Genomic DNA, 22,102 nt, shown 5'->3' with positions numbered 1-22,102 from the left:
CGGCGATGGACCGGGAGACCCGCCGCATCCCGAGGCTCCCCATGCGCTACGCTCTCCTGATCCTCGCGCTCCTCGCGCCCACCGCACTTCTCGCGCAGGCCGGGCCGGCGCCGGATCCCGCCGAGGGGCGAAAGGTCTGCGAGGCCAAGGCCGACCGGAGCGGCATCACCGGGGACAACCGGGCGACCTACCTGCGCGAGTGCGAGGCCGGCGAGCGCCTGGTGCGCGGGACCGCGCCCCGTTGAGGGCGAACGTCGGCAGGGACGGCGCGTTGATCCGAGGAGAAGACCCGCCGGAGGAGCCGATGACCGATTGGAGGCCCATCGACCGCGCACCCCAGGATGGCCGCTGGATCATCGCCATCCACCGGGGCGAACCCGACCGGCGCGCGGTGATCCGCTGGGATCCCGGGCGTGTCGGCGACGGGCGGCCCTGGCATGTCGCCACCACGGAATACGGCTACGCGCCGGAGGCGTTCACCCACTGGATGCCGTTTCCCGACCCACCGACACAGGATCGAGAAACGGAGGGAGAGCAGGGGGCCTGATGCCGTCAGACGCCACGGCCTTCACCCTGTCGGAGATCGTCTGGCGCCTCGGCGTCGCCACCCTGTGCGGCATGGTGCTGGGCCTGGAGCGCGAATGGCGCGGCAAGGATGCGGGGCTGCGCACCCACGCCCTCGTGGCGCTCAGTTCGGCGCTCATCACCGCCTCGGCGCTCAGCCTCTACGCGATGGTGCGCCGGCAGGGCGGGGATGCCGATCCGCTGCGGGTGATCCAGGGTCTGGCGCAGGCGATCGGCTTCATCGCCGCCGGCACGATCTTCGTCGCCCGCCGCAGCGTGAAGAACCTCACCACGGCGGCGAGCGTGTGGTTCTCGGCCTCGGCCGGCATCGTCGCCGGGGCGGCGCAGTTCACGCTGCTCGCCGTCGCGATGGGGTTCGGCCTGACGATCCTGGTCGTGCTGAAGCTGCTCGACCGGTTCGGCCTGGCGCGCAGCGAGGAGGGGGAGTGACCCCTCGAACGAGAAGCACCGCCGCGATGGCGTCGCGGCGGTGCTTGCCCTTCGCGAGGGCCTTCCTCCCCAGACTGCGGACCGCTCTCGAGGGCGGCTTGTGTCGTGTCTGTGATCACAGTGGTACCCGCCGAGTCGCGCCCGTACAAGCACAATTGTGCGCCATCCGCGGGCAACCGGCACTTTGATGCGCAAGGCCGGGCGCCGAAACGGGCAGGGGAGGGGTGCGTGCACCCCTCCCGCCGCGATCAGATCGGGTGGGCCGAATGCCCGGTCGGCTCGCGCCGGTCCGCCTTCGGCCCGCCGGCCTCCGGCCGAATCCGCACCGGTACCGATTTCGCCGCCGGCGTGCCCGACTGCACGTCGTGGTGCGAGAGCGCCATCAGCGGGTTCATCTCGGGGTAGTAGGCCCCCAGGCACCCGTCCGGCAGGGAGAACGGCGTCACGGTGAGGCCGGTCACCTCGCGGGTGATGCCGTCGCCGGCATCGCTGACGAGCGACACGACCTGTCCCGCGGAGAGGCCCGCCCGGCGAATCTCGGCCGGGTTCATCAGGAGCACGTCACGAGTGCCCTCGATCCCGCGCAGGCGGTCGCTGTAGCCGTAGATCGTGGTGTTGAACTGGTCGTTCGACCGCATGGTGATCAACCGGTAGCGGCCCTCCGCGTCCTCGAAGCCGGTGGCCGACATCACCTCGGGGGCCGTGAATTCGGCCTTGCCGCTCTCGGTCTTCCAGATCCGCTCGCGTGCCGAGTTGCCGCGGTAGAACCCGCCGGGGATCCAGAGCCGGTCGTTGAAATCGTGGAACTCCTCGACGTAGGTCTGGGCGATCTCGTCGCGGATCAGGCCGTAATCGCCGACCCAGGCGTCCCAGGTCACCTTCGGGTTCGGCGCGAGCGTCGCCTTGGCGAGGCCGGCCACGATCGCGACCTCGGATTTCAGGAAGTCGCTCGCCGGGGTGCGGCGCCCTTGCGAGCCGTAGATGCAGCTGAACGTGTCCTCGATGCTCACCGCCTGCGGCCCGCCGGCCTGCTTGTCCTCCTCCGTGCGGCCGAGGCAGGGCAGCAGGTAGGCGATCTCGCCGTTGACGAGGTGCGAGCGGTTGAGCTTCGTCGCGACCTGCACGGTGAGCCGCATCCCGGTCCAGGCCTTCTCCATCCGGTCCTGGTCGGGGATCGCCCGCACGAAGTTGCCCCCGAGCCCGATGAAGGCCTTGATCGTACCCGCGAGGATGCCCTCGCAGGCCTCCACCGTGTTGACGCCCTTCTCCCGCGGCGGCTCGAAGCCGAACTGCTGGCTCAACCGGTCCAGGGGCACCAGCTCGGGCTTCTCCGAGATGCCGACGGTGCGCTGCCCCTGGACGTTGGAGTGGCCCCGCACCGGCGACACGCCGGTGCCGTCGCGCCCGATATTGCCCCTGAGGAGCAGGAGGTTGACGACCATCGCGACGTTCTCGAAGCCGTGAACGTGCTGCGTCAGGCCCATGCCGTAGAAGGCACAGACCCGCTCGGCCTCGACATAGACCTGGCCCGCCGCCTCGATGTCGGCGCGGCCGATCCCGGATTCGCGCTCGATCTCCTCCCACGAGGTCGCCCGGACCTTCGCCTCGAAGGCGTCGAGCCCGGTCGTGTGCTGGGCGATGAAGTCGACGTCGAGGACGCGGGTGCCGCGCGCCTTGGCGGCGTCGTCGGCGGCGAAGACGTGCTTGCACAGGCCGAGGATCACCGCGATGTCGCCGCCGGGCCGGACCTGGTGGTACTGCGCGCTGATCGGCGTCGCCTTGCGGGTCAGCATCTCGACCGGGCTCTGCGGGTTGGTGAAGCTCTCCAGGCCCCGCTCGCGCACGGGGTTGAAGGTGATGATCTTCACGCCGCGCTTCGAGGCCTCCTGCAGCGGGTGCAGGAACCGCGGCGAGTTGGTGCCGGTGTTCTGGCCGAAGAAGAACATCGCGTCGCACGTCGACAGGTCGTCGAACACCACGGTGCCGACGCTGGCGCCGATCACCTTCTTCAGGGCCACCGAGGTCGTCTCGTGGCACATGTTGGAGGAATCGGGCAGGTTGTTGTGGCCGTAGAGCCGCGCGAACAGGGCGTAGAGATACGAGGTCTCGAGGCTCGCCCGCCCCGACGAGTAGAACACCGCCGATTTCGGATCGAGCCGCTGCAGCTCCGCGCCGATCTCCCGGAAGGCCTCGTCCCATCCGCACGCCACGTAGCGGTCGCTGGCGCGGTCGTAGCGTAAGGGGTGGGTCAGGCGGCCGGTCTGCTCCAGCTGGTAGTCGCTCCAGCCGCGCAATTCGGTCAGGGTGTGCTTGCCGAAGAACTCGGGGGTGCAGCGCCGCGTCGTCAGCTCCCACAGGGTCGCCTTGGCGCCGTTCTCGCAGAACTCGAAGGGATGGTAGTTCGCGGGCTTCGCCCACGAGCACGAGACGCACATGAAGCCTTTCGGCTTGTTCTGGCGAAACAGCGTCTCGGTGGCGAGCGGCGTCGCCCATTCCTTGCCGAACACCTCGGCGATGCCGCGCACCGAGCCCCAGCCGCCGGCTGGGCTGTCGTAGTGGACCGTCTTTTCCTCGACCGACATGCTGGCTCTCCCGTCCGGCAGGCGCGGGAACCGCGGCTGACGACAAGGAACCCGCAGGGGGTAGGGAAGTTCGCCCGCGCCCGGCTCAGCCGCCCTGGGCGTTGCGCCGCAGCCGCACCAGGGCCCGGTCGAGGGCGCCGAGGAAGGCCGAGCGGTCCTTCGCCGAGAAGGGTTTCGGGCCGCCGGTGACGGCGCCGGCCTCGCGCAGGGACTGCATCAGGTCGCGGGTGGCGAGCGCCATGCCGACGGACGAATCGGTGAAGGCCTTGCCGGTGGGCCCGAGCACGCTCGCCCCGGCCTTCACGCAGCGGCTCGCCAGCGGTACGTCGGCGGTGACCACGACCGCCTGCGGCCCGGCCCGCTCGGCGATCCAGTCGTCGGCGGCGTCGAACTTGTCCGACACGATCACCCGCTCGATCCACGGCTCGCGCGGGATGGCGATGAAGCTGTTGGCCACCACGACGACATGAGCGCCGTGCCGCCCGGCGACGCGGTAGACCTCCTCCTTCACCGGGCAGGCATCGGCGTCGACGTAGACGGTGATCGCGGTCATGCGCGTCAGGTACCGGGATTGAGGAAGAGGCTGTCGAATTCGGGCGGCGCGTAGTTCCGCCCGGTGATGTCGGTGATGACGACGTAATCGTGGCCCTCGGCCTCGAGTTCCTGCGCCTTCTCCAGGGCGTCCTCCGGTGAGGTGCGCTGGTGCGAGAGCGGGCCGTTGGCGGTGTGGGCGGTCACGACGAGCTGCATCTCTGTCCTTGTGCTGGCGGGGCGCGCCTCGGGCGCCGCCTCGACCCCCCGGCAGGGGAGGGGGCCGTCCAGGGTCGGGGAAGAGGGTTAACGAGGTGTTGACGGCCCGGCCCCGCGGTCCTGCCCGGTGAGGACGGCCTCGTAGACCGCGACGTAGCGGGCGGCGACGCCCGACCAGCGGTAGGCCGACAGGTCCTCGGTGCCGGGCAACTTCGCGCCACCAGGATCGAGCCGGCTTTCGGCCAGGCTCTCGTAGGCGTCCCGGATCGCTCCGGCCACGGTTGCGGGATCGGCGAAATCGCACAGCGAAATCAAGGGGTGGCGCCGTTTAAGCCAAGCGAAGGCCTCGTTGGGATGGGCCACCGGAACGAGGCCGGCGCTCAGCGCCTCGATCAGCGCGAGGCCGAAGCCCTCGTATTCGGAGGCCGAGACGAACAGGCTCGACTGCCCGATCAGCGCACGGACCGCCGGAACGTCGAGCCCGACATGCAGCGTGACCGCCTCCGTCAGGCCGAGCCGGTCGATCTCGGCGGTGAGCGCCTCGACCGTCACGTCCGACGGGACCCCGACGATCCGCAGGCGCCAGCCGGGGCCCAGCGCCCGCATCGCGGCGAGCAGCCGGTCGAGGCGCTTGTTGTGCGAGAAGCGGCCGATGGTCAGGAGCGCGCGGCGCGGCTCGGCCGAGGCGGCGCCCGCGAACTTGTCGAGGTCGACCCCGTTCGGGATCACCGTGACGCCGCCCGGCGTGATCGGTGCGAACATCCGGGCGTCGCTCTCGCTGCAGGCGACGATGGCCGCGTAGGCCCGCACGCTCAGCCGGGTCGGTCCGGCGAACCACAGCGCCTTCAGGCGCGACTGGGCGTTGGTGTGGAAGAAGCCGCCATGCGTCGTCGCCACCATCGGCCGGCGGTGGAAGGGCCGCGCAAAGGCCAGCGCATCGAAGAAGAAGTCGACGGCGTGGACGTGGACGAGGTCGGCGTCGCCGAGGTGGCGGAAGACCGAGGGCGCCAGCGGGTAGCGGTGCGAGCCGGAGAAGGGGATCCGTTCGATGTCGATCCCCTCCAGGCGCTCGCGGGCCGGCAGCCTGACGTCGGGATTCGAAAAGAGCCGGTCGAGGGTCACGACGCGCACCCGATGGCCGAGACGCGCCTGCTCGCGGGCGAGGTTGGCGACCACGTCCTCGAGCCCGCCGCGGTTCGGCAGGAACTGGCGGACGACGTGCAGGATCGAGCGCGGCCGCGCCGGAAGCGTCGTGCGAGGGGCCGTCATGCCGCTCACCGCTCGCAGGTCGGCTTGGCCTGGGCGGCGCCCTGGATCGCGGCCACCACGGGAGCGTTGGCGCCGGACGGGTCGAGCTTCAGGGGGTAGTCGGGCGCCCACAGGTCGCCGGCGGACCAGGCGGTCCAGCCGACCCATTGCTGCGGGTTGGCGTTGACGTGGTCGAGCACCGCCCGCAGGCGCTCCGGGCAGTTCCGGCGCGCCGAGGCGCCGATCTCGCCCAGGAAGGCGCGGCGCCCGGTCTTCGCCAGCCAGCCGGTGAGGCGCTCCACCGCCTCCAGCGCGTCGGCGCCCCGGCTGCACTCGGCATGGGTGCCCGAGAAGTCGGCGTCGAGGTACTGGTGGACCTCGTAGGCGAAATTCCGGCCCGGATCGGCCACGCCCAGCATGATCGCGGCGTTGTTGCCGGTCGGCAGGTCGGCGGTCCAGCTATGGGCGCCGCTCCAGCCCGAGCCCGAGACCAGCACCAGCTGCCGCGCCCCCGTCTCGCGGATCGCCGCGATGGCGGCGTTGGCGGCGACGAGCCAGCGCGCCGCCGGGATGTCGTGCGGCTCGTTCATCAGCCCGAACGCCACCGAGGCGTCGCCGCGGAAGTGCTGCGCCAGGCGCCGCCAGACATCCGCGAAGGCCTCGGCCGTGACCATCTCCGAATCGATCCGCGCCTTGCCGTGATAGGCGTAGTTGTGCAGGTCGATCACCGTGCGCAGGCCGGCCTGCGTTGCGGCCGAGACCGTGGCTTCGAGGCGGGCGAGCTCGTCCGGGTCGAGGGGCTGGCGCAGGACCGGCTGCAGCCGTTCCCAGCGGATCGGCAGCCGCACCGCCGTGAGGCCGAGGGCGGCGAAGCGGCCGATCGTCTCGGCCGAGGGATAGAGGTAGTCGAAGCCGTAGCGCCCCGGCACGGTGCCGAACTCGGCCCCGCTGAGGTTGACCCCGCGCAGGCACAGCGGCTCGGCCGCCCGCGCCGGGGGGGTGAGAAGCGCGCCGGCCAGGGACAGGGCGACGGCGAGGCGGGCGAGACGGTGGCGCATGTCACTCTGCCGCTTGTCACTCTGCCGCATGGGGAACCGCCGCGGGCGGAGCGGCCGGCGTCGGCGCCCAGGCCCGGCGGGTGAAGAACGCGGTCGCCCGGCTGTCCACGTCCCAGTGCGCTCGCACCCAGTGTGCCAGGACGAGATTGATCACCACCGTCCAGACCACGTTCGCCACCGCGACGCCGAGGATGCCGAACGGCACCGCCACGAGGCAGAGCAGGACCGCGTAGACCGAGAACAGGGCCGCGTTGGCGACCAGGATGTAGCGCTCGCCGCCGCCGATCGTCAGGAGCGAGGCCCCCGGCCCGAAGAACGCGATGACGACCGAGGACAGGCTGAGCACCATCAGCACGTCGGTATGGGCGGCGAAGTCGGGCTTGAACAGCGCGAGCGCGAAGGGCGCGCCGACCGCCATCATCACCGCGCCGGCCGCGGAGATCGCGAAGCTCGCGAGCGACAGCCGGCCGACGAGGCGCTGCGCGCCGACCCGGTCGCCGGCCTGGAAATGGGCGGCGATCATCGGCATGCTCACGGTGTCGATCGCCGCGCTCGGCAGGTTGACCAGCGTCGCGTAGCGCAGGGCCACGAAGTAGAACGCCGCCTGCTCCATCCCCAGCAGCGCACCGACGATCACGGTCTCGAGGAAGGCCGTCACCGCCACCATGGCGTTGTTGGCGGTGAACAGGAGGCTCTCGCCGCGCCAGGCCGGGCCCTTGGCGGGATGGCGCAGGCCCCCGCGCCAGGAATCCCAGCCGTGATGCCGGGCGAGGTGCCAGAACTGGTAGAGCGTCATCGCGGCGAGCAGGCCGAGCAGGATCAGCATCGCCTCGGTGGCGCCGCCGAGGAGGCCGAGGAAGGCCGCGCCCGCGAACAGGACCGAGCAGGCGCCGCGCCAGATCACCTCCCTCGGCAGCAGCGCGAGCCAGATGCGGCCGTGGATGCGGAAGTAGCTCTGCAGGTACTCGGCGAGCGCGAACACCGCCGCGAAGGCGCAGGCGAGGTGGAGCCGGTGATAGGGATCGGGCAGCGATTCCTCGGCGAAGAACACCACCGCGCTCACCGCCGCCATCGCGGCGACGGCGCCGCCGAGCCAGCCGAGGTTGTAGCGCACCAGGGCGTCGTTGTGCGGAGCCACCCCGTCCTGCGCCCGGTAATGCTTGAGCACCAGGTTCTGCTGGCCGAGCGCCGCGATCAGCCCGAGCCCGCTGCCCAGCGTGAACAGGAAGACGTAGACGCCGTACTCGTAGGTGGTGAGGAGCCGGCTCGCGACGAGCAGCATCACGAAGCCCAGGACGGCGCTGGCGATCCGGGCGACGAAGGCCGAGGCGAATTGCTGCGAGCGCCCCGACCGGCGCAGTCGCGCGACGAGTGTCAGCATCGTGTCGGTCGCCTCTCGATCGGGCGAAGGGGCGGCAGCCGGCGCCGGCCCTCCTCGTCGTTCGACCTAGCAGGCATCTCCTATCGGGGCTTTAACGAGGTCGCGCGTGCCCGAGACGATCGCCGTAAAAGCTTCGTGGTCGTCGAACTATAACGACAAGCTTAGCCTTTCATCAAGGTTGCGAAACCCACGAGTCGAGATCACTCCAAGGTGCCGTTAACCTTGTGTTGAATTAAGGCTGCATCTGCGAAGAGGGGAGGTGCATTGACTTTGCGCGGGGTGGCGCCGGTCGGTACTTCTTCACCGATCCCGGCGATGATCTTGCCTCGACACGGATCATCCCAACCCCTCGGAAGCCTCCCATGCCTGACCGCGCCCTCGACGCGGCGCCCCGAGCAGCGAGCGCAGACCGGCTCGACCTCGAAGGCGTCAGCGTCGCCGACATCACCCGCGACGAACTCCTCGCGCAGCTGCACGAGGCCCTGGAGCGGCGAACGCAGCTCTGCCTCGGCTTCTGCAACGCCAACATGCTGCTGGCGGCCCTGCGTCTTCCGGCCTACGCGGCGGCGTTGCGCGGCTTCCTGCTCGTCAGCGACGGCCTCGGCATCGACCTGTGCTCGGCGCTGTTTCGCGGCCGCTTCTTCCGCGAGAATCTCAACGGCACCGATCTCGTCCCGGCCTTCCTCGCCGCCGAGACCACGCCGCGCACGCTCTATCTCCTGGGGGCGAAACCCGGCATCGCCGGAGCCGCGGCGCACAACCTCGCGCTCGCCTATCCGCAGCATCGGGTCGTCGGCGTCCGGCACGGCTATTTCCGGCCCGAGGAGGCCGGCGCGGTCCTGGCCGAGATCAACGCCGCCGCGCCCGACATCCTGCTCGTCGCCCTCGGCAATCCGGCCCAGGAGATGTTCATCGCCGAGCACGGGCCGCGGATCGACGCGCGCCTGCTGATGGGGGTCGGCGCGCTCATCGACTACACCGCCGGGGTGGCGACCCGCGCGCCCGAATCCGTCCGGGCGCTGCGGCTCGAATGGGTCTTCCGCCTGCTGCGCGAGCCGCGCCGCCTGGGGCGGCGCTACACCCTCGACGTCGTGGTGTTCCTGGCCACGATCCTGAAGCTCAGGCTCGCGCGCTGGCGGCGCGATCATCCCGTCCGGGTCGCCCGCCCGTGAGCCCGTCCTCGAATCCGAGACCGCCCGTGAGCCCGACCGCCCACACCCAGCCGCCCGGCTCCCACGGGTCCGAGGCCGTCGCGCCGATCCCGGTCGACATTCCTGTCGCCTTGGGCGACGCCTTCGCCTGGTACACGCCCGGTCAGCTCCCGCGCGGGGTGCTGCTCTGCGGCACCTTCGGCTTCGAGCAGGGCTGCGCCTACCGCTCCTGGCGCGAACTCGCCGCCCTGATTGCCGGGGCCGGCTGCCCGACCCTGCGCTTCGACTATCCGGGCCAGGGCGATGCCCGCGACCCCGACGGTCCCGAGATCCCGGCCGCCCTCGATGCGATCCGCGCCGGCATCGCCTTCCTGCGCGAGCGGGCGGGGGTGGACGAGATCGCGGTCGTGGGCCTGCGCCTCGGCGCCACCCTGGCGGCCCTGTCGCAGGAGGGAGACCCGGGGCCGGGGATCGACCGGCTGGTGATGCTGAGCCCGTTCGCCACCGGCAAGGCCTACCGGCGCGAGATGGCGATGCAGTCCCGCCTCCTCGACGTGATGCCCGACCGCACGCCGATGCCCCAGGAGCCCGACGCGCTGATGGTCGGCAGCTTCGTGCTCGGGCCGCAGACCCTCGCCGATCTCGGCCGCCTCGACCTGATGGCGCCGGCCCGGGCGCCCGCCCGGCGGATCCTGCTGCTCGGCCCGAAGGTCGATTCCCTGGCCGAGCGCTACCGGGCGCTCGGCAGTGCCGTCGAGACCGGCCCGTTCCCCGACCTGACCCAGCTCGTCTCCGATCCGCTCTTCTCCCGCACCCCCGTGGAGACCTTCGCGGTGGTGCGCGACTTCGTGGTGGCGGGTGCGGACGGGGCCAGCGCGGCGGGGACGAGGGCCGCGGCGGGGGCGGTCGCCCCCGCGCCCGGCCGGCTGACGGATGCGGCGTGGTCCGAGGAGGTGTCGCGCTTTAGCCCCGGCCTCGTCGGCATCCTGTGCCGGCCGGCCGCGGCGTGGAGCGGCGATACCGTGCTGGTGGTCAATTCCGGCCGCAACCCGCGGGCCGGGCACGGCCGGCAGACGACGCGGCTGGCGCGACGGCTGGCGGCGGCGGGCATCGCCTCCTTCCGCTTCGATTTGCGCGGCATCGGCGACAGCCCCGACCGGCCGGACGGCTCGCTGCCGCTCTACGCGGCGGATTCGGTCGCCGAGGTCACGGCGGCGATCGACCATCTCGCGGCGCTCGGCCACACCCCCGGCGTGGTCCTGGGCAATTGCAGCGGCGCCTACCAGGCGTTCCAGGCGCTGGCGCAGGATGCGCGCCTGCGCGCCGCGCTCCTCGTCAACCTCTACTGCTTCGACCTGAAGCCCGGCACCGACGTCGAGACGATGGTGCGGGACACGTTTCGCCACAGCCAGGGATATCTCGCCCGCGCCCGCCAGGGGCGGTTCTGGCGCCGGATCCTCAGCGGGGAGATCGGGCTCACGCGCATCGCGGCCGCGCTCCTGCGCGACGGCCGCGCCCGCCTCGACCGCTGGACCACCCGAATGCCGTGGCGCACGCTCCAGCGCGCCAGCGTCGCCGGGCGGGTGGCGCGCATCCGCCGGCGCGGCGCGCGGATCTGCATGGTCTACAGCGCCGACGACCTCGGCATCCCGACGGTGCGGGCGCATTTCGGTGCCTCGGACGACCGGATCGGCCGCCGCCTCGGCTACCCGGTCACGATCCTGCCGGGCACCGACCACAATCTCAGCCGCCAGGCCGACCAGGACCGGATCTTCGCGCTGCTCGAACGGGTGGTGCGCGACGCGCGGCCCGCGGCCGGCGAGCCGGCCCCGGCGCGGCCGAGCCGCAGCCCGCGCGGCCTGGCGCTGCGCCTGTCGCGCAGCGGCTGACCGCCGATGCCCGGAGACCTCCCGAACCCGAGCCGCGCCATGCCCCCGCTCCTCTCGCTCCTCGTCTGCACCAAGGGCCGCTCGGCCCAGATCGAGCGGCTGTTCGACTCGCTGACCCGCCAGACCCGCCGCGACTTCGAGGTGGTGCTCGTCGACCAGAACGAGCCCGGCATCCTCGACCCCGTGGTGGCGCGCTACCGCGGCGCCCTCGCCATCGACCACGTCCGCTCGGCTCCGGGCCTGTCGCGGGCCCGCAACGTCGGGCTCGCCCGCTGCCGCGGCGACCTGATCGCCTTCCCGGACGACGATTGCTGGTACCCGGACGCGCTCGTCGCCGAGGTGGTGGAGCTGTTCGCCGCGCACCCGGAGGCCGACGCGGTGACCGGGCGCACCCTCGACGCGACGGGCCGCGAATCCCTCGGTGCCTTCCTGGCGACCGACAGCACGGTCGACCGGCGCAACGTCTGGTCGGCGGGCAATTCCAACGGCCTGTTCGTGCGCCGGGAGGCGGCCCGCGCCGTCGGCGGGTTCGACGAGACCCTCGGGGTCGGGGCGGCGACCCCGTTCCGCTCCGGCGAGGAGACCGACTTCCTGCTCCGCCTCCTCGGGCAGGGGAGGGGGGTGGTCTTCCGCCACGGATTGATCGTCCACCACGATCAGGTGGCGAGCGCCGGCCGCCACCGGCGCGCCGCCGACTATGCCCGCGGGTTCGGCCGGGTGCTGCGGCTCCACCGCTACGGCCTGCCCTACCTCGTCTTCCGCCTCGCCCGCTTCACCGCGAGCGGCGGCCGCGCGCTGCTACGGCGGGATGCCGGGACGGCGTACGACAAGGCGCTGTGGGCGATCGGGACGGTGGCGGGCTACTGCGCCGGGCGGTCGAAGGCCGGGATGGCCGCGGGGGAATAGGCCACCCTCGTCCTCAGCCGGCGTGCGAGAGCTGCGCTGCCTCGCCCGCAGCCTCGTGCCGCGCGAGAAAGTCCGGGATTGCCTCGCCGAACACCGCGTCCGCCGCCGCCCGGTCGTCCGCCGCCACGGCCGCCGCGAGGCGGTCGAGCCAGGCCGACAGCTGGGCGCGGTCGGCGAAGATGGGCTTGGCCGCCATCACGCCGTCGATGCCGGCGAGGTTCACCATCGGCTCGTCGCGGGCGAACAGGATCTCGTTCAGGCGCTCGCCCGGGCGGGCGCCGGTGACCACCACGTCGATGTCCTCGCCGGGCTCGAAGCCGGCGAGGCGAATCATCCGCTCCGCGAGATCGCGGATGCGCACCGGCTGGCCCATCTTGAGCACGTAGACGGCGGCGCGCTGGTCGCCGGCCTGCGGATCGCGGGCCTCGCGGTCGGCGTGCGAGGCGGCGGTGAGCACCAGATCGGCGGCCTCCCGCACGGTCATGAAGTAGCGCACCATGTCGGGGTGGGTCAGCGTGACCGGACCGCCGCGGGCGATCTGCGCCTTGAACACCGGCACCACCGAGCCGACCGAGCCGAGCACGTTGCCGAAGCGCACCGCGACGAGGCGGGTCTCGTCGGGCGCGCGGCCGGCATCGAGGGCCTGGGCGTACATCTCGGCGAAGCGCTTCGTCACGCCGAGCTGCGAGACCGGCTCGATCGCCTTGTCGGTCGAGATCATCACCAGCGCCCGCGCACCCGCCGCCAGCGTCGCGTCGGCGACGTTGACCGAGCCGAAGACGTTGGTCTTGATCCCCTCGCTCCAGTCGCGCTCCAGGTAGGGCACCTGCTTGAGCGCGGCGGCGTGGAAGACGGCATCGGGCCGGAAGTCCGCCAGCACCCGGAAGAGCCGGTCGCGGTCGCGGATGTCGGCGATGACGCCGCTCACCCGCGCGTCGCCGGAGAGGCCGGGGCGGCTCAGCACCCCGTGCAGGGCCGGCTCGGAACTCTCCAGCACCAGGACGGCGCTCGCCCCGAAGGCGAGCGCGCGGGCGCAGATCTCCGAGCCGATCGAGCCGCCGCCGCCGGTGACGACGACCCGCTGCCCGGTCAGAAAATGCTCCAGCCGCGGCCGGTCGATGGCGACCGTCGGGCGCAGCAGGAGATCCTCGATCTCGATCGGGGCGAGCTCGGCCCCGCGGCCGGTATCGCCGAGGCTCGTCACCCGGGCGAGCGGCAGGCCGAGGCGGCGCGCCTTGGCGATCAGCGCCTCCGGCTCGGCCTCGGGGGCGAGCGCGCTCGGGGTCGCGACGAGGCGGCGGATCGGTACGCCGCGGGCGGCCATGCCGGCCACCACCTCGTCGAGGTCGGAGACCGCGCCGAGGACCGGCACGCCGCGCATGGTCTGGCCCTGCTCCTCGGCCCGGGGCGAGAGGATGCCCTTCGGATCGAGCTTGCGCACCGCGCCCGATTCGATCGCGCGGAGCACCACCTCGATGTCGTGGCCGCGCCCGATCAGCAGGGTCGGGGTGCTGGCGGCCCGGGCCGCGCTCTGGCGCGAGCGGCTGTATTTCAGGTACCGGAACGCCAGCCGCGGCCCGCCGAGCAGGAAGATCTGCAGGACGAAGTAGAGGCCGATGGCGATCTTGCCGAAGAAGTAGATCCCGAACAGGACCGGCGAGACCAGGACGTAGTCGAGCACGAGCAGCAGCAGCGTGAGCACCGCCACCGCCCGCACGATGTTGGCCAGATCCGGCAGCGAGGCGAAGCGCCACTTGGTCCGATAGAGCCCGAAGGCACGGTAGACCAGGCCGGCGCAGGCCACGAAGGGCGGCAGCAGGAGCGGCAGGTGGGCGAGCCGTTCGGCCAGCAGCGGGCCGTCGAACCGGATCACGAAGGTGAGGAGCACGGCGAGGGCCGTCGCCACGAGGTCGTGGGCGATGATCGTCGCGGTCTTGAGGATCTGTCTGCGCATCGGGAGCCGGCCGCGGTATCGGCCGCGGCTCCCGCGGTGTCAACGCGGGGGCGGGCGCAGGCGCCGCGCGGGCCATGTCCCAGTGCCATGTCCCGGTGCCATGTCCCCGGTGCCATGTCCCGATGCGGGATCGCCGCCGGGCGGCGCCCGGCCTATAACGACGGGAACGAACAGCCCGGGGGGAGCATGGACGCGTTCGACTTCGTCATCGTCGGCGGGGGCACGGCGGGCTGCGTGCTGGCCGACCGCCTGAGCGAGGACGGCCGCCACCGCGTGCTGCTGCTGGAGGCCGGCGGCGAGGGGAGGGGGTTCTGGGTCGGCATCCCGGCGGGATTCCCGAAGCTCCTCACCGGCGCGGCCTTCAACTGGCGCTTCGCCACCGAGCCCGAGCCGAACACCCACGACCGGACCATCGTGGTGCCCCGCGGCAAGGGGCTCGGCGGCTCGACGCTGATCAACGGCATGATCTTCGTGCGCGGCCAGCCCCAGGACTTCGACACCTGGGCCCAAAGCGGCAACCGCGGCTGGAGCTGGACCGACGTGCTGCCCTATTTCCGCAAGCTCGAGCATTTCGAGGGCGGCGACCCCGCCCTGCGCGGCCGCGGCGGTCCGCTCCACGTCACCCGGGTCGGGGTGAAAAACCCCCTCGCCGACGCCTTCATCCGGGCCGGCACCGAGGCCGGCTATCCCGAGAACCCGGACTACAACGGCGCCTCGCAGGAGGGCTTCGGCTACTATCAAGCCAACCAGCGCAACGGCCGGCGCTGGAGCGCCCGGGACGCCTACCTGACGCCCGCCCGCCGGCGCCCGAACCTGACGGTGCGCACGAACGCCCACGTCCTGCGCCTCGACCTCGACGGCACCCGCGCGACCGGCGTCACCTACCGGCGCGAGGGACGCGAGGAGCGGGTGGCGGCACGGGCCGAGGTGATCCTGGCGGCGGGCGCCGTGCAGTCGCCCCACCTCCTCCAACTCTCCGGCATCGGCCGGCCCGAGGTGCTGGCGGCGGCCGGCCTCCCGGTCCGCCACGCCCTGCCGGGGGTGGGCGAGAACTACCGCGACCACTACGCCACGCGGATGAACTGGCGGGTGAAGCTCCCGGTGACCCTGAACGAGGCGACCCGCGGCTGGCGCCTCGGCCTCGCGGTCGCGCAATACGCGCTCACCCGCCGCGGCATCCTCACGCTGGGCACCGGCCTCGCCCACGGCTTCGTGCGCACCCGGCCCGAGCTGGCGGGGCCCGACGTGCAGTACTTCTTCATGCATGCGAGCTACGCCAACGCCGCCGACCGCACCCTGGACCGCGAGCCCGGCATGACGATCGGCGTGACGCAGCTGCGCCCGGAATCCCGCGGCACCATCCACGCGGTCTCGAGCGACCCGTTGCGCCCCCCGGCGATCCGCCCGAACTTCCTGAGCGTGCGCAGCGACCAGGAGGCCCTGATCGAGGGCATGCGCATCGCCCGCCGGGTGATCGACCAGCCGGCCATGGATCCCTACCGCGCCCACGAGCTCGCTCCCGGCCCGGGCGTGCAGTCGGACGACGAGTGGCTCGATTTCGCCCGCCGCAACGGCCAGACCATCTACCACCCGGTCGGTACCTGCAGCATGGGCCAGGGGCCCGAGGCGGTGGTGGACGAGCGCCTGCGGGTGCGCGGGATCGAGGGCCTGCGGGTGATCGACGCCGCCGTGATGCCGACCGAGGTCTCGGCCAACACCCAGGCCGCCGTGATGATGATCGCCGAGAAGGGAGCCGACATGGTGCGCGAGGATCGCCGCTGAGCTACGGCACCCGGGACCAGAGATCCCCTCGAGGAGCCGACCCGATGCGCACCCTTCCGATCGCGCCGATCACCGCGGAGGCCTTCGCGCCCTACGGCACCCTGCTGGTCGGCCCCGCCGCCGGCCCGCGGCAGGACCGGGCGGCCGAGATCGAGAACGGCCGGCCGGGCGTGCCGCTCAACCTCGCGCTGATCCGGAGCGAGCCCTTCGCCGCGACGATGCCGCTGCGCCGGCTTGAGCGGCACCCGCGCTCGGCGCAAGCCTTCCTGCCGCTCGCGGTCGGCGACTACCTCGTGGTGGTGGCCCCGGATGCGGGGGACCGGCCGGACGAGGCGGGTCTCTGCGCCTTCCGGGTCCCGGCCGGCACCGGGATCGTCTATCGCAGCGGCACCTGGCACGCCCACATGACCACGCTCGCCGCCCCCGGCACCTTCGCGATGCTGGTCCACGAGGATGGCGGGCCGGAGGATTGCGTGTTCGCGCCGATCGAGCCGGTCTCCGTGGACCTGCCGGAGGCGTGAGGCGTCAGTTCACCGACGGTTCGTCGAGGCGGAACGCGAAGGTCGCCGTGTAGACGTCCTCGTCGGCGAGCGTCGGGGTGGCGGACGGACTCACCGTCTGGCTCACCGTCAGCACCTGGCTGCCGGCCTTGCGGATCGGCACCGTGGCGATGCCGTCCTGGTCGGTGGCGTAGGCCGGCAGGCCGGCCCGCTCGGGCTCCATGCCGCTCTCGCCGTAATAGAGATCGGCCCCCGGCAGCGGTGCGCCGCGAAACAGCACCCGCACCCGGATCGCCCCGGCGGTCGGGCCCGGCACCTCCACCGGCACGATCTCGAGCGTGTGGCCCACCACCCGCAGCCAGGGCGCGCCGGGGCCGAAGGCGGCCTTGGCGTACTTCACCGACCAGCGGCTCTCGCGGGCCTCCGCCACCAGGCGCCGGCTGGCATTGACGTGGGTGCCGTCGCGCAACGTCGTCCAGTAGCCGGAATCGTAGGTCGCCGCGACGAGCGTCCGGCCGGGCTTCGTGCCGAGGGGCGCCAGCAGGGCGGGGGGCACGTCCGGGGGCGCGGGCTTCACGCCGGCCCGCAGGCCGTTCGCCCCGTCCTGCGTCAGGGCGACGAGCTCGATCAGCTTCGGCAGGCTCGGCGCCCGGCGCTTCGAGGCGTGGCCGTAATTGACCCGCACCTGCGGCACCGCATCGATGGTGCTCAAGGTCAGCCACAACTCGTGCGCCCCGGCGCGGGCCGAACCCCCGAGGACGAGGGCGGCGGCCAGGGTGGTGCGGAGCAGGGGCAGCATCGGTGATCGAACTCCTCGGGCCGGCGTCGAGGACCATCGGCCCCGTAGGCGCCAAGGGCCATCGGCCCTCGGATGCGTCAAGGCCGTGGGGCCCCTGCGGCCGGTGCGAGGCACGCATCGCCGTCGCGGTCGCAACGCACCATAACGCATCCCGAGGCGAAACGGCTCCCCGCCGGATGCCCCGGAGTCACATTCCCTTGGTCCGGATGCCCTCGGACAGGATGGCCCACGGCCGACTTGCCTTGGCTCCGCACTCCCAGCCTGCATCGGCCGGGTCGTCCGTGACCGGTCGGCCGGTCATGTCGGCTTGGCCTGCCGGCCTTGGCCTCTGCCGGTCATTTCGTCCGCCAGCCTGAACGGGACCAGTGCCCCGGCGGCGCGCGCCGCCACCGTGCCCACCGTCGTCGCGGTCCGCATCCTCCCGCCTCCCATCCGGGCGAGCCCGGATCAGCCGTTGCAAGAGCTTTGCGGACGGGTGGCGTCTTCGGCCGCTCCTCGATCCGTCCCTTGGTCTGTCCCCCCGGCCGCCGCCAGGGCGAGCGCCGCGAGGCGCTTGCGCGCCGCCGCGTCGGTCGGGCAGCCCTCCGCCAGCCAGGCGTGACGGGCGGCCGCGAGGCCCTGCCCGAGGCCGCGGCCGGGCGGTGCGCCCGCCGCCACCAGGGCGGCCCCGGTCACCGGCAGGACCGGCACCCGCTCCTCGCCGGCGGCGAAGCGGGCGAGGAGGTCCGCGGCCCCGGGCGCGAGGACGGGCCGCGGCTCGCCCGCCAGCACCAGGGCGGCATCGGCCGAGGCGACCGGGCCGTGCAGGGCGACGAGGCGGCGGATGTCCTGGTCCGTCAGGGGCGCCGGCGCCCCGTGCAGGGCGGCCTCGGCCCCGGCATAGCCCATGAGCCGGGCGTGCTCGGCCTTCGACAGGCGAAGAGTCTCGCGCAGCCGCTCGGCATCGGCGGCCGAGCGCACCGCCAAGGCGGCGAGGCGGCGCGCCGGGTCGGGCGCCGGCTCCGCCGCGGCGAGCCGCGCGAGGCGGCCGAGATCGCCGACCCCGCCGATCAGGCGCTGCAGCAGGCCCGTGCCCGACAGGACCGCGACGACGGCGGGCGCGCCGGGGGCGACGAGGAGCTTCAGGAGTTCCCCCCGCACCCGCTCGCGCGAGAGGAGCGCCAGCCCGTCCCGGGCCTCGACCGCCGCAGTCAGGCCCTCCGGGTCCGGGGCGCCGGCGCCGTAGCGGGCGTGGAAGCGGAAGAAGCGCAGGACCCGCAGGTAATCCTCGCGGATGCGCTGCGGCGCCGCGCCGATGAAGCGCACCCGGCCCGCCGCGAGGTCGGCCAAGCCCCCGACCGTGTCGTGGATCCGCCCGTCCGGCGTCGCCGACAGGGCGTTGATCGTGAAGTCGCGCCGGGCGGCATCCTGCGCGAAATCGCGGCCGAAGCGCACCACGGCGTGGCGCCCGTCGGTCTCGATGTCCTCGCGCAGGGTCGTGACCTCGAACGGCTCGCCCTCCGCCACCACCGTGACGGTGCCGTGGGCGATGCCGGTCGGCACCGGCTTCAGGCCGGCCGCGCGGGCGCGCGCCACCACCTCCTCGGGACGCAGCGTGGTGGCAAGGTCGATATCCTCGACCCTTCGGCCGAGGAGCGCGTCGCGCACCGCGCCGCCGACGAGGCGGGTCTCCTCTCCGGGCGCCTCGAGCGCCGCGAGCACCCGGGTCAGGCGCGGCCGCGCCAGGACGGCGCGCAGCGCGGCCTCGTCGAGGGGGTGGATCACCGGAACTGCCCGGGCACCACCCGGCCGTTCTCGATATGGGTCGGCACGAAGCCGTCCCGGTGCCGCTCGGCGGTGAGCGCCACCACCACGAAGGACAGGATCACGAAGGCGGCGCCCGCGATGGCGAGCCGCGTCGCCTGCTCGCTCCAGTGCGACCAGAGCAGCGGGTTGCGCCGGCTCACCACCAGCCAGCCGGCGAAGACCGCGAAGGGCAGGAGGAACAGCAGCACGTCGTCGATCAGCGCCCGGGCCATGGATGTCTCACTCGTTCCCGTCGCGGAGCCGGTCGTAGAGGTTGCGCACGATGCCGGCGGTGACGCCCCAGATGTAGCGCTCGCCGAAGGGGATCGCGTAGTAGCGCCGCTGGCGCCCGCGCCATTCCCGGCTGTGCAGGGCGTGGTTGGCCACGTCCATCAGGAAGGCGAGCGGCACCTCGAACGCCTCCGCGACCTCGTGCGGGTTGAGGGTCAGGCGCGCGTCCGGCGCCACCAGCCCGACCACCGGCGTCACCAGGAAGCCGGTGCCCGACAGGTAGGGGTCGAGGTAGCCGAGCGGCGTCACCGCCGCCGGATCGAGGCCGACCTCCTCCTGCGCCTCCCGCAGGGCCGCCGCCAGCGGCGAGGGATCGGCCGGATCGATCTTGCCGCCCGGGAAGGCGATCTGGCCCGAATGGTCGCGCAGGTGCGAGGCCCGCAGGGTGAACAGCACCGAGACGCCGTCGTCGCGCGGCACCACCGGCACCAGCACGGCGGCGAGACGGGGCGGGCGCGCGAGGGCGGCCTCCAGCACGTCGGGTTCGAGGTCGTGGTCGCCCCTCGGATTGGCGGTCGAATCCTCCGGGCCCGGCGGCGCGGGCCGCAGGCGGGTGCGGGCCCTCGCGAGGAAATGGTCCAGCGCGGTCGGCGCGGCGAGGTCGGTCACGACAGCTCGGCCGCGCGGGCGAGCCGGTGGAAGCGCCCGCCGGCCGCGAGGCCGAACCAGCGCTCGCCCGCCTCCTCGCGCTCCTCGCACAGGGCCACGAGGTCGTAGGCGAGCGCCCGGGTGATCCGGGCCCAGAGGCCGTGGCGCACCGCGATGTAGGGCTTGAACCCGCCCTCCCGGTCCTGCTCGACCCGCAGCGGGTGGGCGTCGTCGAGGGGGACCACGTCGTCGAGGTTGGTGCGGAACGCGATCACCCGGTTCTCGCCCTCGCCCTCCACCGCCATCTCGACCGCCAGGAAGGCCGCGTCCTCGACCTCGATCCCGACCCGCTCGACCGGCGTCACCAGCACGGTGCGCCCGTCGGGGTCGCGGCGCAGGATGGTGGAGAACAGCTTGACCATCGCCGGCCGGGCGATCGGGCTGCCGTTGTAGTGCCAGGTCCCGTCGGCGGCGATGCGCAGGGGGATCTCGCCGCAATAGTCCGGGTTCCAGCGCTCGACCGGCGGCGGCCCGCGCCGGCCCGCTTCCGCGCCGAGTGCCGCGGTCAGTCGTTCGAGGACCCCGCCGGGCGGGCTGCCGTTCGGATCGTGCGTCATCCCCCTCGATATAGCGGATCGGGGCGGTTTGTGCAGGCGCGTCGGGCGATCCCGCGCGCCTCGTCGGGATGCCGAGGCCGCACGTCTGTCGGCCCGTGCGCGCACCCGCGACGGGGCCGCGATCCCGCGGCGGCAGCCGCCCCACGCGAGGCGACGTCGCGGGAATTGGGAGGAATTGGCAATGGGCTTCCAAAAACACCGCGGCGCGGCAGGCCCGAAAAGATGCACAAACAGGCAAATCATCACGGATTCCGGCTTTCCACAATCATTTTAATATATTTTTTATGATTGCTGACCCAGCGTCATGGAATAATGAAAGCGCATGAGCATTCGTTTGGGCATCGCGGGAAGCTCCGGCGATTTTCGGGAGATGATGATGCCAGCGTGGCGATCATCTTCGCGATCGTCTTGCCTGTCTTGCTGGCCAGCATCGGGGTCGCGGTCGACTACGCGTCCTGGCTCGTTCGCAAGCAGCAACTCCAGGCCATCGCCGACGCCACGGCGCTCGCCGTCGTCTCCGACATGCAGGTCAGCGCCTACGACCGGCGCCGGATCCAGGCCGTCGCGGAAGCTCAGGTGAAGAGCCTGGCGGGCACGCGGCTCGGCGGCGACCCGATCGGGGTGGTGGCCGAGCCGGTCACTCGTCGGCCGGGGCCGGCCGGCGGCGGCGCCCTCACCGAGGAGGTGGCCGACGAGCGCGACCGGGCGCCGTCGGGCGTGAGGGTGAGCCTGTCGCAGCGCAAGCGCGCGATCATGACCACGCTCGTCACGCCGCAGCTCACCGACATCACCGTCCAGGCGACCGCCGAGCTCGTCGGCATCTCCAAGGTCTGCGTCATCGCGTTGAACGGGCAGGCGAACGGCGCCATCGACCTGCAGGACCGGGCCCGCGTCTCGGCCACCGGCTGCTCGGTCTACGCCCTGTCCGCCGCTGCCGCGGCCATCGATGTCCGCGGCACATCCGAGCTGAGCGCCCTGAAATCCTGCGCGGTGGGCGGCTATGCCGGCTCGTCCCAGCGCTACAAGCCGCTGCCGATCACGGGCTGCCCGGCGATCAAGGACCCCCTCGCCGGCCGGGTCGCCCCCGTGGTCGGCCCCTGCAAGTTCCCGCAGGCGCTGGTGATCGGAAACCGGACCATCACCCTCGACCCCGGCACCTATTGCGGCGGGCTGATCCTCACCGCCGGGGCGAAGGTTAGGCTCAATCCCGGGATCTACGTCATCAAGGACGGTCCGCTCGTGATCGGGTCGGACATGGTGACGGTGAACGGTCATCATGCCGCCGCCCCGTGCCTGTGCTATCACAAGGACACGTCGTCCCAGATGCGGGAGGCGATGCATTGCGCAGGGCCATCCTCGTTGCCGCCGGCCTCGCTCAGCGGCGACGAGGTCGGGTTCTACTTCACCGGGACGGTGCCGCCGGAAGGCGACAACGTCGCCCGGCCCCTGCAGATGATGCCGCGCTCCAGCGTGTCGCTCAGCGCGCCGAAGGACGGGGCGATGGCGGGGCTGCTGTTCTTCGAGGACCGCAACGCCGTGGCGAACCGCGCCTTCGAGATCCTGAGCGACGAGGCGCGCCGCCTCGTCGGCACGATCTACCTGCCGCGCGGCACCTTCCTGGTCGCCGCCGATCAGGTCGTCGCCGATCGCTCGGAATACACCGCCATCATCGCGCAGAAGCTGGTGCTGTCGCAGGCCCCGCGCCTCGTCGTCAACGCGAACTACTCGGCGAGTCCCGTGCCGGTGCCGCAGGGGGTCGGCCCGACGAGTGCGTATCCGGCGCTCACGAACTGATCCGGGTGCCGGA

21 protein-coding genes are annotated in these 22,102 nt (G+C 72.5%); 9 read left to right on the top strand and 12 right to left on the bottom strand.

Annotation, left to right across the window (positions count from 1 at the left end; all coding sequences use genetic code 11):
• Positions 1-41: 41 nt before the first annotated feature.
• Genes miv_RS01930 through miv_RS01920 form a run of 3 tightly spaced genes read left to right on the top strand, consistent with a single transcriptional unit; the run spans position 42 to position 1,014 of the window.
• Positions 42-245, top strand: a complete 204-nt coding sequence (locus tag miv_RS01930; RefSeq protein WP_207181145.1) for a hypothetical protein — start codon at positions 42-44, stop codon at positions 243-245.
• A gap of 59 nt (positions 246-304) precedes the next feature.
• Positions 305-547, top strand: coding sequence for a DUF551 domain-containing protein (locus miv_RS01925; RefSeq protein ID WP_048426752.1), 243 nt, complete (start codon positions 305-307; stop codon positions 545-547).
• On the top strand, positions 547-1,014 hold the full coding sequence (locus tag miv_RS01920) for an MgtC/SapB family protein (RefSeq protein ID WP_207181143.1): 468 nt from the start codon (positions 547-549) through the stop codon (positions 1,012-1,014). The genes miv_RS01925 and miv_RS01920 overlap by 1 nt, the downstream gene beginning before the upstream one ends.
• A gap of 248 nt (positions 1,015-1,262) precedes the next feature.
• Here miv_RS01920 and miv_RS01915 read toward each other — a convergent pair whose 3' ends face one another.
• The 6 genes from miv_RS01915 to miv_RS01890 all read right to left on the bottom strand — a co-directional run bounded on the left by miv_RS01915 (position 1,263) and on the right by miv_RS01890 (position 8,033).
• Positions 1,263-3,596: an FdhF/YdeP family oxidoreductase gene (locus tag miv_RS01915; protein WP_048426754.1), complete on the bottom strand. Its 2,334-nt coding sequence runs from the start codon at positions 3,594-3,596 to the stop codon at positions 1,263-1,265.
• Between the two features lie 85 nt (positions 3,597-3,681).
• Positions 3,682-4,149 carry a YaiI/YqxD family protein gene (locus miv_RS01910; protein WP_048426755.1) on the bottom strand — a complete coding sequence of 156 codons (468 nt, stop codon included), beginning with the start codon at positions 4,147-4,149 and terminating at the stop codon, positions 3,682-3,684.
• A 5-nt stretch (positions 4,150-4,154) separates the two neighbouring features.
• On the bottom strand, positions 4,155-4,346 hold the full coding sequence (locus miv_RS01905; protein ID WP_048426756.1) for a hypothetical protein: 192 nt from the start codon (positions 4,344-4,346) through the stop codon (positions 4,155-4,157).
• Positions 4,347-4,433: 87 nt separating this feature from the next.
• On the bottom strand, positions 4,434-5,615 hold the full coding sequence (locus miv_RS01900) for a glycosyltransferase family 4 protein (RefSeq protein ID WP_207181140.1): 1,182 nt from the start codon (positions 5,613-5,615) through the stop codon (positions 4,434-4,436).
• Between the two features lie 5 nt (positions 5,616-5,620).
• Entirely contained in the window at positions 5,621-6,652 is a 1,032-nt protein-coding gene (locus miv_RS01895; RefSeq protein ID WP_207181138.1) for a glycoside hydrolase family 5 protein, read from the bottom strand.
• Between the two features lie 16 nt (positions 6,653-6,668).
• Complete coding sequence (locus tag miv_RS01890; protein WP_207181136.1) at positions 6,669-8,033, bottom strand: lipopolysaccharide biosynthesis protein; 1,365 nt, start codon at positions 8,031-8,033, stop codon at positions 6,669-6,671.
• A gap of 362 nt (positions 8,034-8,395) precedes the next feature.
• Between miv_RS01890 and miv_RS01885 the strand changes: the two genes are divergently transcribed.
• Genes miv_RS01885 through miv_RS01875 form a run of 3 tightly spaced genes read left to right on the top strand, consistent with a single transcriptional unit; the run spans position 8,396 to position 11,979 of the window.
• Complete coding sequence (locus miv_RS01885) at positions 8,396-9,205, top strand: WecB/TagA/CpsF family glycosyltransferase (RefSeq protein WP_058618572.1); 810 nt, start codon at positions 8,396-8,398, stop codon at positions 9,203-9,205.
• A 26-nt stretch (positions 9,206-9,231) separates the two neighbouring features.
• Entirely contained in the window at positions 9,232-11,073 is a 1,842-nt protein-coding gene (locus miv_RS01880; protein ID WP_207181133.1) for an alpha/beta fold hydrolase, read from the top strand.
• Between the two features lie 39 nt (positions 11,074-11,112).
• Positions 11,113-11,979 carry a glycosyltransferase family 2 protein gene (locus miv_RS01875; RefSeq protein WP_207181131.1) on the top strand — a complete coding sequence of 289 codons (867 nt, stop codon included), beginning with the start codon at positions 11,113-11,115 and terminating at the stop codon, positions 11,977-11,979.
• A gap of 13 nt (positions 11,980-11,992) precedes the next feature.
• Here the strand turns inward: miv_RS01875 and miv_RS01870 are convergent, their stop codons facing one another.
• The gene (locus tag miv_RS01870; RefSeq protein WP_207181129.1) at positions 11,993-13,933 is read right to left on the bottom strand and encodes an SDR family NAD(P)-dependent oxidoreductase; all 1,941 of its coding nucleotides are present in this window, start codon (positions 13,931-13,933) and stop codon (positions 11,993-11,995) included.
• Between the two features lie 186 nt (positions 13,934-14,119).
• On the opposite strand from miv_RS01870, the gene miv_RS01865 reads away from it, so the two are divergent.
• Entirely contained in the window at positions 14,120-15,715 is a 1,596-nt protein-coding gene (locus tag miv_RS01865; RefSeq protein WP_207181127.1) for a GMC family oxidoreductase, read from the top strand.
• A 44-nt stretch (positions 15,716-15,759) separates the two neighbouring features.
• Positions 15,760-16,236 (top strand): ureidoglycolate lyase, encoded by a 477-nt coding sequence (locus tag miv_RS01860; protein WP_207181125.1) that lies wholly within the window; start codon positions 15,760-15,762, stop codon positions 16,234-16,236.
• A gap of 4 nt (positions 16,237-16,240) precedes the next feature.
• On the opposite strand, the gene miv_RS01855 is transcribed toward miv_RS01860, so the two are convergent.
• The 5 genes from miv_RS01855 to miv_RS01835 all read right to left on the bottom strand — a co-directional run bounded on the left by miv_RS01855 (position 16,241) and on the right by miv_RS01835 (position 20,295).
• A complete protein-coding gene (locus miv_RS01855; RefSeq protein ID WP_207181124.1) occupies positions 16,241-17,014 on the bottom strand; it encodes a DUF4198 domain-containing protein in 774 nt (257 codons plus the stop codon).
• 447 nt (positions 17,015-17,461) lie between these two features.
• Positions 17,462-18,778 (bottom strand): CCA tRNA nucleotidyltransferase, encoded by a 1,317-nt coding sequence (locus miv_RS01850; RefSeq protein WP_207181123.1) that lies wholly within the window; start codon positions 18,776-18,778, stop codon positions 17,462-17,464.
• Positions 18,775-19,032: a DUF6111 family protein gene (locus miv_RS01845; RefSeq protein WP_207181122.1), complete on the bottom strand. Its 258-nt coding sequence runs from the start codon at positions 19,030-19,032 to the stop codon at positions 18,775-18,777. Before miv_RS01845 ends, miv_RS01850 begins: the two co-directional genes overlap by 4 nt.
• A 7-nt stretch (positions 19,033-19,039) precedes the next feature.
• On the bottom strand, positions 19,040-19,699 hold the full coding sequence (locus miv_RS01840; protein ID WP_058618579.1) for a CoA pyrophosphatase: 660 nt from the start codon (positions 19,697-19,699) through the stop codon (positions 19,040-19,042).
• Positions 19,696-20,295: a DUF1285 domain-containing protein gene (locus miv_RS01835; RefSeq protein WP_048461285.1), complete on the bottom strand. Its 600-nt coding sequence runs from the start codon at positions 20,293-20,295 to the stop codon at positions 19,696-19,698. The genes miv_RS01840 and miv_RS01835 overlap by 4 nt, the downstream gene beginning before the upstream one ends.
• A gap of 384 nt (positions 20,296-20,679) precedes the next feature.
• Here miv_RS01835 and miv_RS01830 point away from each other — a divergent pair, with 384 nt between their 5' ends.
• A complete protein-coding gene (locus miv_RS01830) occupies positions 20,680-22,089 on the top strand; it encodes a pilus assembly protein TadG-related protein (RefSeq protein WP_058618581.1) in 1,410 nt (469 codons plus the stop codon).
• Positions 22,090-22,102: the final 13 nt, after the last annotated feature.

It is taken from the genome of Methylobacterium indicum, from assembly GCF_017347565.1.
Classification (GTDB): domain Bacteria; phylum Pseudomonadota; class Alphaproteobacteria; order Rhizobiales; family Beijerinckiaceae; genus Methylobacterium; species Methylobacterium indicum.
The sequence above is the reverse complement of the archived record's forward strand: the minus strand, read 5'-3'. Positions and strand labels throughout refer to the sequence as shown.